The sequence below is a fragment of the Streptomyces sp. NPDC030814 genome, from assembly GCF_055572155.1.
Genome location: NZ_JBVIDX010000002.1, coordinates 718062 through 733258 on the forward strand (window position 1 = coordinate 718062; position 15197 = coordinate 733258).

At 69.2% G+C, this 15197-nt stretch carries 10 protein-coding genes; 9 read left to right on the forward strand and 1 reads right to left on the reverse strand.

The features are described from left to right. From ACZ43N_RS06490 to ACZ43N_RS06520, 7 genes are all read left to right on the forward strand, one after another. Nucleotides 1-1122 carry an FAD-dependent oxidoreductase gene (locus ACZ43N_RS06490; protein ID WP_468095403.1) on the forward strand — a complete coding sequence of 374 codons (1122 nt, stop codon included), beginning with the start codon at nt 1-3 and terminating at the stop codon, nt 1120-1122. Then, nucleotides 1119-2195: an amidohydrolase family protein gene (locus tag ACZ43N_RS06495; RefSeq protein ID WP_468095405.1), complete on the forward strand. Its 1077-nt coding sequence runs from the start codon at nt 1119-1121 to the stop codon at nt 2193-2195. Before ACZ43N_RS06490 ends, ACZ43N_RS06495 begins: the two co-directional genes overlap by 4 nt. A 26-nt stretch (nt 2196-2221) precedes the next feature. Next, the gene (locus tag ACZ43N_RS06500) at nt 2222-3160 is read left to right on the forward strand and encodes a VOC family protein (protein ID WP_468095407.1); all 939 of its coding nucleotides are present in this window, start codon (nt 2222-2224) and stop codon (nt 3158-3160) included. 113 nt (nt 3161-3273) lie between these two features. Then, on the forward strand, nt 3274-4245 hold the full coding sequence (locus ACZ43N_RS06505) for a fumarylacetoacetate hydrolase family protein (protein WP_468095409.1): 972 nt from the start codon (nt 3274-3276) through the stop codon (nt 4243-4245). Beyond that, nucleotides 4242-5009, forward strand: a complete 768-nt coding sequence (locus ACZ43N_RS06510; protein WP_468095410.1) for an SDR family NAD(P)-dependent oxidoreductase — start codon at nt 4242-4244, stop codon at nt 5007-5009. Before ACZ43N_RS06505 ends, ACZ43N_RS06510 begins: the two co-directional genes overlap by 4 nt. Before the next feature lie 955 nt (nt 5010-5964). Next, a complete protein-coding gene (locus tag ACZ43N_RS06515) occupies nt 5965-8262 on the forward strand; it encodes a ricin-type beta-trefoil lectin domain protein (protein WP_468095412.1) in 2298 nt (765 codons plus the stop codon). Nucleotides 8263-8576: 314 nt separating this feature from the next. After that, complete coding sequence (locus ACZ43N_RS06520) at nt 8577-10172, forward strand: RICIN domain-containing protein (RefSeq protein ID WP_468095414.1); 1596 nt, start codon at nt 8577-8579, stop codon at nt 10170-10172. Nucleotides 10173-10397: 225 nt separating this feature from the next. Here ACZ43N_RS06520 and ACZ43N_RS06525 read toward each other — a convergent pair whose 3' ends face one another. Continuing rightward, nucleotides 10398-13760 (reverse strand): alpha-L-rhamnosidase-related protein, encoded by a 3363-nt coding sequence (locus ACZ43N_RS06525; protein ID WP_468095415.1) that lies wholly within the window; start codon nt 13758-13760, stop codon nt 10398-10400. Nucleotides 13761-14162: 402 nt separating this feature from the next. Here ACZ43N_RS06525 and ACZ43N_RS06530 point away from each other — a divergent pair, with 402 nt between their 5' ends. Both ACZ43N_RS06530 and ACZ43N_RS06535 read left to right on the forward strand, forming a co-directional pair. Next, nucleotides 14163-14417, forward strand: coding sequence for a hypothetical protein (locus ACZ43N_RS06530; protein WP_468095416.1), 255 nt, complete (start codon nt 14163-14165; stop codon nt 14415-14417). A 384-nt stretch (nt 14418-14801) separates the two neighbouring features. Then, nucleotides 14802-14933: a hypothetical protein gene (locus tag ACZ43N_RS06535; protein WP_468095417.1), complete on the forward strand. Its 132-nt coding sequence runs from the start codon at nt 14802-14804 to the stop codon at nt 14931-14933. The last annotated feature ends 264 nt before the right edge of the window (nt 14934-15197 follow it).

Here is a 15197-nt window from a genome sequence, read left to right on the forward strand (position 1 = left end):
ATGGAAGGAAAGAGAGTCCTGGTCATCGGAGGGGGCACCTCCGGCAACGTCATGACCGTGCTGCTGCGGCGGGCCGGCATCGACGTCGACCTCGTCGAGGCCAGACCGGACTGGAACGTACGCGGCTCCGGCATCACCCTTCAGGGCAACGCCCTGCGGGTGCTGCGCGAGATCGGTGTCTGGGACGAGGTCCGCGAGCACGGCTTCGGCTTCGACGCACTGGGGCTGACGACGCCCGACGGCACCGTGCTGCACGTCGGCGAGGTCCTGCGCACCGGCGGAGACGACCTCCCCGCCACCCTCGGCATGCAGCGCCCGGTGCTCCAGCGCATCCTCGTCGACGCCGTCCGGGCATCCGGCGCGAACGTCCGGCTCGGCACCACCGCCGAGATCCTCACCCAGGACGAGACCTCGGTGACCGTCCGCCTCAGTGACGGCACCGAAGGCCGCTACGACCTCGTCGTGGCCGCCGACGGCCTGCACTCCGCGACCCGCGCCGCCATCGGCATCGACGCCAAACCCGAGCCGACCGGCATGGGCATCTGGCGTGTCCCGGCGCCCCGCCCGGCCGGAGTGGAGCGCAGCGATCTCGCGCACGGCGGGCCCTGCTACATCGCCGGCTACACACCCACCGGCAAGGACACGATTTACGCCTTTCTGGTGGAGCCCAGCCGAGACCGCGCCACGATCCCGCCCGAGTCCTACGCGCAGGAGATGCGCCGCCTCTCCGAGGGCTACGGCGGCGCCTGGGACGAGATCCGCGACTCGATCACCGACCCGGCGCAGGTGAACTACACCTGGCTCGAACGGATGCTGGTCGAGGGGTCCTGGCACCGAGGCAGGGTCGTCCTCGTCGGTGATGCAGCGCACTGCTGCCCGCCCACGATCGCCCAGGGTGCGGCGATGGCGCTGGAGGACGCCTGGGTGCTGTCCCAGATGCTGACCAGCGGATCCGCGTGGGACGAGGAACTGCTCAGGCGCTACTACGAACGGCGGATCGATCGGGTCCGGCCGGTCGTCGAAGCGTCCGTGCAGATCGGGCAGTGGCAACTCGACGGCGTCCGCGGTGACGTGCCCGGGCTGATGTACGCCACCATGACCGCTCTCAAGGAGCTGCCGTGACGGCCCTCCCTCCCTCAGATCCCGCCGGGAGGTGCCCCGAGCCCGACGATCGCCCCTCGCCGAGCGCCGCCGCGCGCCGTTCCCCGACCGTCGACGTACACGCGCACGTCCTGATCCCCGACGTCGAGGCGCTGGTGTCGCAGCTGCCGGGACTGGCGGAGGCCAGGGCCCTCGACGCCCGGCGCAACGGGCCCGCCGCTCTCGCCGTCAACGGCCCCATGGTCCGCGAGCGCATCCCGAAGATGACCGACGTCACGGTGCGGCTGGCAGCGATGGACGCGCAGGGCGTGGACGTCCAGCTGGTCAGCCCGTCCCCGTCGCACTACCACTACTGGGCGGACGAGGAGACGGCGGAGAAGGTGTACCGGCTCGCGGGCGAGGCGACGGCCGCGCACTGCGCACAGGCGCCCGACCGGCTGCGGGGGCTCGGCCTTGCCCCCCTCCAGCATCCGGAGCAGGCCGTGCGGGCCCTGGAACACGCTCAGGATCAGGGCCTGTTGGGTGTCGAGATCTCCAGTCACGCACCGGGCCGCGAGCTGTCCGACCCCGCGTACGAACCCTTCTGGACCCAGGCCGAGGAGACGGGCGCGATCCTCTTCCTGCACCCCTTCGGCTGCACACTCGACGAGCGCCTCGACCAGTGGTACCTGTCCAACACCGTCGGCCAGCCCACCGAGAACGCCGTCGCGCTCTCGCACCTGATCTTCTCCGGGGTGCTGGACCGGCACCCGGAGCTGAAGGTGATCGCCGCGCACGGCGGCGGCTATCTGCCCACCCACATCGGCCGCTCCGACCACGCCTGGTCGGCCCGCTCCGACGCGGGCGCGGGCTGCGCCCACCTGCCCAGCAGCTACCTCAAGCGCCTGTACTTCGACTCCCTGGTCCACGATCCGCACGTCCTGAGGGCGCTGATCGGCGCGGCCGGCGCGGACCGTGTGCTGCTCGGCTCCGACTTTCCCTTCGACATGGGCACCGAGGACCCCGTCGGCGCACTGCGCGCCGCAGGCCTGCCCGACGACGACTTCCACGCCGTGCGCGGCGGCAACGCGACAACGCTGCTGCGCCTCACCTGACCCCCCACACAGGAGGACACCCCACCATGAGCGCACGCCTGCTCACCCATCTGCGGCACGTCGATCTCGCCGTGCCCGACTACGACAAGCAGCTCGACTTCTACGCCGGCGTCTGGGGCCTGACCAAGGTCGCCGAGGACTCCGGCATCTCCTTCCTCGCCGCCGAGGGCTCCCCGGAGCAGTACGTGGTACGGCTGCGCAAGGCCGAGGAGAAGCGCCTCGATCTCGTCTCGTACGGCGCCGCGAGCGCGGCGGACGTGGACACCCTCGCCGAGCAACTCCTCGCGGGAGGAGTGCAGTTGATCTCCCAGCCGGGCAAGATCGACACACCCGGTGGCGGCTACGGCTTCCGCTTCTTCGACGTCGACGGCCGCACCATCGAAGTGTCCGCCGATGTGGACGTACGTCAGCACCGCAAGATCGAGGAGAAGGAGTCGATCCCGGTCAAGCTGTCGCACGTCGTGCTGAACTCGCCGGACCTGGACAGGACCCGTGAGTGGTACGAGACCCACCTCGGTTTCCGGCTCTCCGACACCCTCAGCTCGCCGCACATGGGTGAGGTCATGCACTTCATGCGGATCTCCAGCCAGCACCACTCCATGGCCATCGCGAGGGGTCCGCACACCTCCCTGCACCACGTCTCCTTCGAGATGCGCGGCCTGGACGAGTACATGCGCGGCTCCGGCCGTGTGATCCGCGCCGGCTTCAAGAAGGTCTGGGGTCCTGGCCGGCACATGGCGGGCGACAACACGTTCACGTACTTCCTGGACCCGCACGGCAACACCGTCGAGTACACGACGGAACTGGAGCTGCTGGACGAGGACACCTGGCACCCGAGCGTCTACGACTTCTCCCAGCCCGAGGTCGCCGACCAGTGGGGCACCGCCAATCCCATGAACGAACTGGTCGCCAAGGAGTCCTTCAACGACGTCGACCGCGGCTGCTTCGTCGCCCCGCCGGTCTGACCGGGAAACCCCCCAGTCCCCGGGGACGCGGTGGCCCTGTCAACCGCCCTGACGCCCTTGCCGCGTCCCCGGCCTTCCCCGCTGTCGAAGACCGCCGGAGCCTGGAGCCGTGCATGCGTTTCGCCACCTATGAACACCGACACCGGCGCCGGGTCGCCGTCGTGGAGGAGGACGGCACCCTCCGCCCGATTACCGGCGCGCGCTCGCTCACGGAGCTGATCCGCTCCGGCGACGGACTCGACGCGCTCCTGCGCGCCGGCGCCGCCACGCTCGACGTCCCGCCGGGCCCTCACGTGTCCGAGGTGCGGCTGCTGCCACCGCTCCAGCCGCCCACCGTGCGGGACTTCGTCACCTTCGAGGAACACGTCGAAGGGGTACGGCGGTCGGTGGACGGCGTCGGCGGGGTGCCCGAAGCCTGGTACGACGCCCCGACGTTCTACTTCACCAACCCGTACGCCGTCATCGGCGCCCACGACGACGTCCCGGTGCCGCCGGGCAGCGAAGTCCTCGACTTCGAGCTGGAGGTCGCCGCCGTCATCGGCCGGGAGGGGCGGGACCTGACGCCGGAGCAGGCACGGGACCACATCATCGGCTACACGGTCTTCAACGACTGGTCGGCTCGCGACCTGCAGTCCCGCGAGATGCAGGTCCGCCTCGGCCCGTGCAAGGGCAAGGACACCGCCGCCACCCTCGGCCCGTACCTGGTCACCGCCGACGAACTGGAGCCGTACCGCGACACCGACGGCTTTCTGCGCCTGGCGCTGACCGCCTCGGTGAACGGCGAGGTCGTCGGCAAGGACCTGCTGTCCAACATGAGCTGGACCTTCGAGGAGATGGTCGCCTACGCCTCACGCGGCACCGTCGTCCGCCCCGGCGACGTACTCGGCTCCGGCACCTGCGGCAACGGCGGCTGCCTCGCCGAACTGTGGGGCGTCCGGGGCGAGCAGTCCCCGCCCTCACTGAAACCGGGAGACACCGTCACCCTCACCGTGGAGGGCATCGGCACCGTCTCCAACACCGTGGTCCCGGGCAGGGATCCGCAGCCGCTGCCGACCGCCCGCCGCCGCACCAGGGAGCGGCCGTGAACGACCCGCACCCCAGGAGACTCCTCGGCAAGGTCGTCGTCGTCACCGGCGCCGCGCGCGGCCAGGGCGCCGCCGAGGCCGAGGCCCTGACCCGCGAGGGCGCCCGCGTCATCGCCACCGACGTGACCGAGGCCCCCGGCTGCCGCCGCCTCGACGTCACCGACGAGGAGCACTGGGCGGAGCTGGCCGCCCAACTGCGGGAGTCGTACGGCCAGGTGCACGGCCTGGTCAACAACGCGGGCATCACCTGGCGCGCCCGCCTCGACGAAGTGACCCCCGACGACTTCGCCCGCGTCCACGCCGTCAACGTCACCGGCCCGCTCCTTGCCATCCAGCACCTGACGCCGCTGATGCCACCCGGCTCGTCCATCGTCAACGTCGGCTCCACCGCCGCTCTCACCGCCCACTACCCGGTCGCCTACACGACCAGCAAATGGGCACTGCGCGGCCTGTCGAAGACCGCCGCCACGGAGCTCGGCCCGCGCGGCATCCGCGTCAACACGATCCACCCCGGCTTCATCGAGACCGAGATGACCGCCTCCGCCGCCCCCGCCTTCCGCGAGGCGAACATCCGCGAGACCCCGCTCGGCCGCACCGGCACGGTGGACGAGGTCGCCCCGCTCGTGGTCTTCCTCCTGTCCGACGAGTCGTCCTTCATCACCGGCGCCGAGATCCCGGTCGACGGCGGACTCACCACGCACGGCGGCGTCAAGTCCATCTCGGACACCTTGAGTTCGACTGCTGCGGGCCCGGCGGCGAACTGAAGAAGGCTGGTGGGCAAAGCGGTCCTGGCGTCGGCACGAACCGCGGTCAGAGACGCGCGGTGGCGCCGTGCCTCGCGACCGCGGGTATGACCGCAGTCGACGGCGGCCTGCGATTCGGACACGCGCCGGCGACGCTTGCGGCGGCACCTGCATTCCGTGCGTCGGCGAGTGGCCGACGATCCACGTCGCCGGGCCGCGCGCGGTGGGCGGCCGCGGCCGCGTCATCACCGTGAGGTCCACAGCCGCCCTGACCGGTTCGCTCACCGACCGGGGGACCGCACTCACCGAGCTCTCAGGTGCACTCCCCGTGGCGTCCAAGAGCCCGGTGACCGCGACGCTCGGTGGCCGACTGCCGAGGGAGCCCGCACGGCATCTGTGGATCGTCCGTGATGGGCAGGGCCGACCCCATGTCCCGGAGCACGGCTCCTTCACACAGCGACGGCGACCGCGCCCTCGCTGTGCCGACGCGCACACCCCGACGGCCTCGAGCTGCTTCCCCTGATTCCGTCCCTCGGAGTGTGAACCGATCGAGGCTCTCTTCCGTGCTCCTGATAGATCGGATGTCTTGTTCGGTTCATGGAGTGGGAGGAGGGCTTCTGTCCGGCAGCCTCACGTGGGCGGCCGCGAGGGCGGGTCGGCCGCCACCTGGTCTGTGAGAAACATTGACGCCGAACAAAATCGCCCATACCTTCGGCGCCCGAAGCTTGACGTTGTCTGGATGCCGGACGAGCCATCCGCGATGAACGGGCCGTTTTAGCAGTTCAGGTGTCGGCTGTGCGGAAGCTCATCACTCGTCCACTGACCTGCTCTCCTCAACGAAATCCGTCATGGACAAACAACCCCAGGAGAACGGATGCTGATGCGCAGACACCCGCGCACTGGGCGCGACCTACGCCGCCGCCTACCGCGGACACTCGCCATGATGTGCGCGCTCGTCATCGCAATGATCGGATCCATGCTCACCGCCGCCCCGGCCCAGGCCGCGACGTCGATCACCCTCGACGGCGCATCGGGCGGGCGTACCTTCGACGGCATCGGTGCCATCAGCGGTGGCGGGGGAAACAGCAGACTGCTGATCGACTACCCGGAGCCGCAGCGCAGCCAGATCCTGGACTACCTGTTCAAGCCCAACTACGGCGCCAATCTGCAGATCCTCAAGACGGAGATCGGCGGCGACACCAACTCGACCAGCGGCGCCGAGCCGAGCATCGAGCACACCAGGGGCACGATCAACTGCAACGTCGGCTATGAGTTCTGGCTGATGGAGCAGGCGGTCGCCCGCAACCCCGACATCAAGCTGGCCGGCCTCGCCTGGGGTGCGCCGGGCTGGATCGGCGGCGGCAACTTCTGGACCCCCGACATGATCGACTATCTGATCTCCTGGCTGGGCTGCGCCAAGTCGCACGGCCTGAACATCAGTTACCTGGGCGGCTGGAACGAGCGCGGCTACAACATCGGCTGGTACAAGAGTCTGCGTTCGGCGCTCAACTCGAAGGGCTACTCCTCGGTCAAGATCGTGGGCTCGGACGACCACAGCTGGGACATCGCCAACGACATACTCGCGGACCCCACGTTCGCCTCCGCCGTTGACATCATCGGCGCCCACTACCCGTGCGGCTGGCTCACTCCCCAGACCTCCTGCCCGAGCTCCGCGAACGCCAAGGCAACCGGCAAGCAGCTGTGGGCCAGTGAGAACGGCTCGCACGACCACAACAGCGGCGCCGCACCCATGGCTCGCGCGAACAACCGGGACTACATCGACGGCAGGATGACCGCGACCATCAACTGGCCGCTCATCGGCGCGATGACGCCCAACCTGCCCTACGCGACGACGGGCCTGATGGCCGCCAACCAGCCCTGGTCCGGCTGGTACTCCACGGGTCAGAGCCTGTGGGTCACCGCTCAGACCACCCAGTTCACCTCGCCGGGCTGGAAGTACCTCGACAGCTCCACCGGCTACATCGGCGGCAGCGCCTCCAACGGCAGCTACGTGACCCTCAAGTCCACCAACAACCGCGACTACAGCACCATCATCGAGACCACCCAGGCATCCGCGGCGCAGACGCTCGACTTCAGGGTGACCGGCGGCCTGTCCACCGGGACCGTCCACGTCTGGTCGACCAACGTCAACTCCACCGACTCCTCGACCGCCATGGTGCGCCGCAGCGACATCACCCCCTCCGGGGGTGCCTACTCGCTCACCGTCCAGCCGGGGTACGTCTACACCATCACCACCACGACAGGGCAGGGCAAGGGCACCGCCGCCAGCCCGGCGAAGGGCTCCCTGGCCCTGCCGTACGCCGACTCCTACGACAGCTACCCGACCGGCACCCAGGCGAAGTACGTCCAGGACCAGCAGGGCGCCTACGAGGTCGTCGGCTGCGGGGGCGGACGCTCCGGAAAGTGCGTCCGCCAGATGTCGGCCCAGGCGCCGATCACCTGGGCGCCCCTGTCACACCCTTACGCACTCTTCGGTGACCTGGGCTGGAAGGACTACCAGGTCTCCAGCGACGTGCTGCTGGAGAGCGCGGGCTTCACCGAGCTGATCGGCCGCGCAACCTGGCAGCACTCGTTCGGTCCGGAGGGCCTGAACGGCTACTACCTGCGGGTCAGCAATACCGGCGCCTGGTCCATCCTGCGCAACGACACCGACAACAACTTCGTGACGCTGGCCGGCGGTACGGTCGCCGCGCTGGGCACCAACTCCTGGCACAACCTGAGGCTGGGCTTCCACGGCAACAGGATCACCGCCTGGATCGACGGCGTGAAGGTCGGTGCGGTCAACGACAACACCTACACCGAGGGGCAGGCCGGCTACGGCAACAGCCAGGGACAGACGGGCCAGTTCGACAACCTGTCGATCGGGTCGACCACGAAGGTCGTCGGCGTCGGGTCCGGCCGCTGCCTGGACGTGCCGGGCTACAACGAGACCAACGGCACCCTGATGCAGCTGTGGGACTGCCACGCCGGTGACAACCAGCAGTGGACCTTGACCTCGGCCAAGGAGCTGCGGATCTTCGGCGACAAGTGCCTGGACGCGAAGGACCACGGCACCTACAACGGCACACCCGTGGAGATCTGGTCCTGCAACGGCGGCGGCAACCAGCAGTGGACCGTCAATGCGAACGGCACCGTGGTGGGAGTCGAGTCGGGGCTCTGTCTCGATGCCGTCGAGGGGCGCACCGCGAACGGCACCGGGATCCAACTCTGGTCGTGCCACGGCGATAGCAACCAGCGGTGGACGCGGAGCTGATCCGAGCCACGCACCGGCTGCTGCCGACGTGACCACGGCTGCGGCGCAGGGCCGCCTTCGTAGGCCGGGCCGCGAGGCATGACGCCCACCCCCGTGACGCGGCAGTTGCCACATCCGGCAAGACCCGAGGTTCCGCCCGAGCCGGCCCTTCAGGCGGCTCGGGCGGTTCCCCCGGCGTGCCGACTCCTCCGGCGAGACGGAGCCGAACGGCTCCAGACGGAGGCGTCGGCTTCACCGTCACCCGCATGACCGATGAGGAGAAGCACGACATGCAAACAGGGCTGATGAGAAGGCTTCGGACCAGGATGGCTTCCATGGGAGCCGCGGCTCTCGCCGTCCTGGGGCTGTTGCTCGTCCCGGCCGACGCGGCCACCGCCGCCACCGGACCGCAGGACGGCCATGTGTACGCGCTGACCGCGGCGCACAGCGGCAAGAACGCACAGGTCCAGTCGGCCTCGTCGGCCGACGCGGCGAACGTGGTGCAGAACACCGCCTCCGGCGGTCCCAGCCAGCTGTGGCAGGCCGTCGCCGGCGGAGACGGTTCGTTCTCCCTGGTGAACATCAACAGCGGCAAGTGCATCGACGTGAACGGTGCTTCCACCGCGGCGGAAGCACAGGTCATTCAGTGGCCGTGTACCGGGAACGAGAACCAGCGCTGGAGATTCAACGGCTCCGCGATCGTTTCCGTTCACAGCGGAATGTGCCTCGACGTCCCCGGCAACTCCACGGCCGACGGCACGGCGCTCATCCAGTGGCCGTGCACAGGCAACCCCAACCAGCAGTGGAGCCTCACCGAACGCCCCCGGATCGTGGCCTTCGGCCCCGGCATGACCGCCGGCGGTGAAACCTTCTCCGAACAGACACTGCGGATGGTCGTCCACACCAGTGTCGCCGGTTCCGGGGTGCGGATCCGGCTGTCCAACCTGCGCAGCACCACGCCGCTGTCCGTCGGCGCCGTCGATGTGGCCGTGCGCTCCAGCGGCGCCGCAGCGGTACCCGGCACCCACCGCACCGTGACCTTCGGCAGATCCGGCAACCCGACCATCCCCGCCGGGGCGGAACTCACCAGCGACGTCATCCCGATGACGGTCACCGCGGGGCAGGATCTCCTGGTGAGCGTGTACCTGCGGGGCAACACCGGCGCCTCCACCTTCCACCGTGACGCCTACCAGACCTCGTACCGGTCGGCAGCCGGCTCCGGCAATCACGCCGGCGAGGACGCCGCCACCAACTTCACCACCTCCATGTGGAGCTGGCACTACCTGTCGGGCGTGGACGTCGTGCCGGCCGCCGTGACCACCGGAACCGTAGTGGCCTTCGGCGACTCCATCACCGACGGATACGACACCACCTTCGACGCCAACCGGCGCTGGCCGGACCGCCTGGCCGCCCGGCTGCAGGCGGAGAGCGGCGGCCAGCGGTTCGCTGTCGCCAACGCGGGCATCGGCGGCAACATGGTGCGCGCCGATGCCGGTTGGGCTCCCCAAGGCCTCGCCGCCAGGGCCCGTTTCGCACACGACGCCCTCGGCCAGCCGGGCGTACGAAACGTGATCTTCATGGAGGGCATCAACGACATCAACAACAACCCCTCCCTCACCGCCGACCAGCTGATCGCCGGTTACCAGGACATCATCGCGCAGGCACACGCCGCAGGCGTGAGGATCATCGGCGGCACCATGCTGCCCTACTCCTCGCACAACACTGCACAGGCCGGCATCCGGACAACAGTGAACAACTGGATCCGCACCAGTGGCGCGTTCGACGCGGTCGTCGACTTCGACGCCGTCATCCGGGATCCGAACAACCACGCCCGGATGCTGCCCGCTTACGACAGCGGCGACCACCTGCACCCCAACGACGCCGGAATGGCAGCCATGGCGAACGCCATCGATCTGGCCGTGCTGCGCTAGTGACCTGAGTCAGATGAAGGGTCTGGGGTGTTCGTTCCAGTCGGCGAGCGACTTCCTTGTCCAGCCGCGATGGGTGAAGGCAACCGGTTCCTACTGGGGTAGTGGGCGGCGGAGACTGCTGCTTGTCACCGCCCTGACCGTGGCGTCGTTGTCTCCGCGGCCGCGCGCGCGGCGGTGAGGTCGTGGTGAGGGACCAGCACCGCCGCCCGTTTCGGGATGGGCCTGCTACTTGATGCGGATCTCGGCGAGTTGGAGGCGGTGCCTGGTGGTCTCGTCCGAGGCGGGCTTGCCGAGCTTGGAGACCTTCAAGCGTACGTAGCGGCCGGTGGCGGACGTGAGGGTGTAGGTCTGAGCGGCTCCGTTGGGGTTGGGTTCGGCGGTGATGGTGCGGGCGGTGGTGTAGGTACTGGATCCGGCGGGGCGGGTCTGGAGCGTGAAGTCGACGGGGAAGCCCGCCGTTCCGCCGCCCGCGCCGCCGGTGTCCGTGCGGGGGTGAAGAGTGACGGAGCCGATGGCCCGGTCGGCACCGAGGTCGATCTCGATCCACACGGGGGTGTCGCTGACGTCGGCGGAGGGGAAGTCGATGCTGGTGAAGCCCTTGGCGCCGGTCACGCTGGTGAGCTTGCCGTCGAGGAGGCGTGTCTTGCCCCAGTCGCCGTTCTCCAGCGTGTAGTTGGCGGTGACGGTGGTCGCGGCGGTGGGGACGGTGAGTTCGGCGAGCTGGAGGCGGTATTTGGTGGTCTCGTCGACGGGAGGGGTACCGAGCTTGGTGGCTTGCAGGCGGACGTAGCGGGCGGTGGTGGTCTTGAAGCCGTACGTCTGCACGAGCCCGCCCGGGTTGGGTTCGGCGGTGACCGTGCGGGCGGTGGTGTAGGTGCTCGACCCGTCGGGGCGGGTCTGGATGGTGAAGTCGACGGGGAAGCCCGCTGTGCCGCCGCCGACCGCCGGCGTGTCGGTGCGCGGGAAGAGCCGTACGGCGTCGAGGTCGGTGTCGGCGCCGAGGTCGATCTCGACCCAGACGGGGTTCGCGCTGACGTCGGCGGAGGGGAAGTCGTTGCTGGTGTAGCCCTTGGCGCCGGTCGCGCTGGTGAGCTTGCCGTCGGTGAGCCGGTTCTTGCCCCAGTTGCTGTTCTCCAGGCTGCTGTTGCTGGTGACGGGCCGGCCGAGGGCAAGGTTGTCCAGGCGGCCGGCGCCGGCGACCGTGAATGTCCAACTGCCCGGCTGGAGGGTGAAGTAGACGTACGAGGAGTCCATGCTCGCGTAGCTGAGCCCCGAGACGCTTCCGGTGGAGGCGCCCCCCGTGAAGACCGTGGTTCCGTTGGCCTTGATGACCGGTGAGGAGCCTCCGTACGTCGGAACACCCACCCGCGCGGTCGTCGCACTCGGGGAGGCGAGGGTCAGGGTGACCTGGTCGCCGTCGCGTGTGATGCCGAAGCGGATGTCGCCCCTGACGGTCGGCGTGACCGTGTTGATCTTCGTGAGGGTGCCGGTCTGCGGGATGACGTCGTACGTGGTCCAGCCAGGCTTGGTGGGACGGACACCGGCGGCGTACGCGGACAGCGCGTACAGGGGGCCACCGTTCCAGGCATGGTTGTCGGTGCCACCCGACTTGTCCCAGATCTCCCACAGGGTGTAGCAGGTGGGGTCGGCGACCTGGGCGGCGTAGCGGTTGCGCATCCGCTCCTCGGCGACGGTGGCCGCTCCCATGAGGTAGAGCGCTTCCAGGACGTAGAACTCCATGTAGGGGCTGGCGTTGAGGTGGGTGCGCAGCACCTCGGTGACCGCCCGGTGGCGGGAGGCGGGCGCGAGGCCGGCGACGACGGCGAGACCGTTGGCGCGGTCGTCGGTATCCTTCGTGTAGCCGGGTGAGCGGTACTCGTTCTTGGACGTGTTCCACAGAACGCGGTCGAAATTGGCCTTGATGCTGTCGCGCTTGGCCTGCCATGCGGCGACGTCGCCGCTGTTGCCGCTGAGACCGGCGAGGGTGATGGCCGTGTCGAGGGCGAGGTAGTACCAGCAGTTGTCCAGGACGCGGGCGTCGATGTTGGTGCCCCAGTCCTCCCAGTCCCAATCCCCGGCCCGGTGGTTGACCAGACCGTCGGCGTCCAGGCTCCACAGGTTCAGGTAGGCCTTCACCGCCGGGTAGGTGTCGGAGACCGCGTCGGAGTTGCCCGTGTAGAGGTGGTACGTACCGAAGGCCCACACCGAGGCGAGCATCTGGACGGGCAGTTCAGCGGTCCAGATGGTGGACGGCATGGGCGAGTAGAGCACGCCGCTGGGCTTCTGCCAGGCGGTCAGCTCGGCGATGGCCTTGGCGCCGAGGGCGTGGGAGCGGGTGTCGAAGGTGTAGAAGCCTTCTTTGAGCTGGTTGACCACATCGCCCCACCACTGGGCGCGCTCGCGGGTGGGGCAGTCCATGTAGGTGTCGCGCATGTTGACGTACATCGTGCGCGCCGCCTTGCCCCACAGGGTGTCGAAGAAGGCGTCATTGCTGTTGAACGATCCGGCGAAGTCGGTGTCGTAGCCGGACTCCCTGTACTTCAGATCCAGAATGTTGACACCGGTGGGCACCGTGTACTTCACCGCCGTGCCGCTCATCCAGGCCAGCGCCTCGAACTCCTGGACCCCGCCCTTGCAGACGTAGGTGGCGCGAATGTTGTTCTCCGCCCCGGGTGTGAGGCCGGTCAGGCCATCGCCGTCTGCGTAGTGGTCGGTCTGGACGCCGATCACCGCGCCGGCTGGAGCGTCCACCTTGAGATATGGCGTGACCTGGAGGTTCGAGGGCAGGGTGGCCGTGATGGCGGTGGCGCCCTGTCCCGTGGACGGCAGCGATGAGGCGTTGCCGTAGGACTTCAGGCCCGAGTACCGGAACTGCGGGACCGGCCGCCGGACGAGACCGTTCCAGGGTGCGGCACCGGCGGCTCCGAAGTCGGTGGGGGCACCCCACGCGCTGTCGTCGAAGCCGGCCGACTCCCAGGCGGTCATGGCGGTGGCGTTGCGGGCGTCGTAGTAGACGTTCGACTCGGGCAGACGGAAGTTGACCTGCGTGCCACTGGTGTTGTTGGAGTAGCCCGGGTGGACGGTGTGCTTCCAGCTGGTGTCGCTGACGAGCCGGGTGGTCGTGGAACCGGTGGTGATGTCGGACTGGAACAGCAACCCGCCCTTGCCGCTGCTGCTGTGCGAGAAGCCCTGCTTGCCGAAGTACCACACCAGCAGCGCCACTGTATTGCTGCCGCTCGTGAGGTACGGGGCGAGGTCGATCTCGTCGTAGTAGGTGCCGGTGCGGTTGGGGCCGCGCTTGAGCTGCCCGTCGAAGACGACGAGCGTGCCGTTGACCCAGAGCCAGTACTTGGAGTCCGCCGCGATCTGCGTCACCGCCTTCGACGGTGTGGAGCCCAGGGTGAACGATCTGCGGAACGCCACCCACTGGTTCGTCGAGCTGGACGGAGCCCAGATCCACTTCGCGGTCCAGGAGACGGCGGCCGACGCTGCGGGAGCGAGCCCCGGCAGAAGTGCCGAGCCGAGGGTGGGCGCGAGCGCGACGGCTATCGCCGAGCGCAGGACGGACCGGCGAGATGCAGAGGGCATGCGGGCTCCTACTGTCTATGTGCGGTGATGGGTGGGGCGGGGAGAGGCGTCCTGGGGATCGGGAAAGCGGGATTCACCGGACGTCCGTCTTGAATCGTTTCATTAGCGTGTTTGCAGCGGGAATTCTTTGTCGCCGAGCGAGAGGGTGTCAAGGCTTGTGCAGGCGACATGCGGCAGGAGGGGGGTTTGGCCCGCACCAGTGCGGTTCTGTGGTCTGCCGAGGAACTCCCCGAAGCGCCGTCGGCAGTGGCCGCTGCCTGGTGCTGTCCGGGTCGAGTGGGCCAGGGCAGGCCCGTCGAGGGCCGCGTTGGCAGCCCTCGGCCGCGTCGCGGACGGCATCGTCGCGGCGGGGGATGCGGCCGTGGTCCGGGGAACGCGCGCCGTCCGCACTGGACCAACGCGGTGGAGCAGGCGCGGGTGGCGGCGGCCGCACTGCTGGGGGAGGACGTGGCCGAGGCGGCTCTTCCCGCGTACTTCTGGACCAACCAGTTTGGCGTCGACGTGAAGATCGCCGGGGAACCGGCCGGACTCGGTGAACCGGGTCTGGTCGACGTCGACGACAGCTCGATGCTTCTGCGCTGGTCGGCCGTTGCGGCGGCGACCGTGAACCACACGATGCCGGTCCGCAAGATCTGGCAGCTCGCCTCTGTCGCGTGACGGGTCGTGCACCTGCGGGCGGCGGGCAGGGTTCTGCGCCACCGGCGTGCCGGCGTGTTCGCCGCCGGCGACGGCCCTTCCGGTCCAGTGTCGTTCTCTCGGACCGTAGTAGGACGACTGGCTTCTGGTCCGAGGCTCCGGCCGCTCCACGCGATCGCCGGCCGTGCGGCGCTTACCGGCGCACCCGCGACCTGGCGGAGTGGCTGAGCCGAGGGATGCAGCAGATCCACTCCCGGCGGGTGGACATCGGCACGCGCTGTCCACACCGCTGGGGCGGTCGCTCAGTGACCGCACAGCGCACCTCGGTGCACGCCCGGCAGGCGGGACCCCGACGGCCTGGACATCGGCCCCAGACGGCTCCGCTGCCGGCCACCAGCCAGGCTGATGCGGCCCCTCGCGGACGCCGACGTCCCCCTGTACTGGCCGCAGGACGACCGGCACCAGCGGCAGTACGCGCTGGACACGGCCGGACCGGGGCGGATCCATCGCAATGGCCTGGGCCGGTATGTCTCGTAGTCGCGAGTCGGACGGCGGTGGCGCACCAGCCGGCCGTAGGGCCGCTCGACATGTCGATGCCAAGGGCGGCGGCGTGCTGGACCCAGTGCTCGCGGGTAGCCGCCGTCGTCGCGTGCGGCACCCGCGGGGCCGCGAGCCGCTCCGTCATCGAAGGCGGTGGTGCCCGCAGGACTCGCCACACCTCCTATGTATGGGGGCGTCTAATCATCTGCATGCGGATGTCCAACCATCGAAGATCACGCGAATGTGGGGGTCATCGGATTG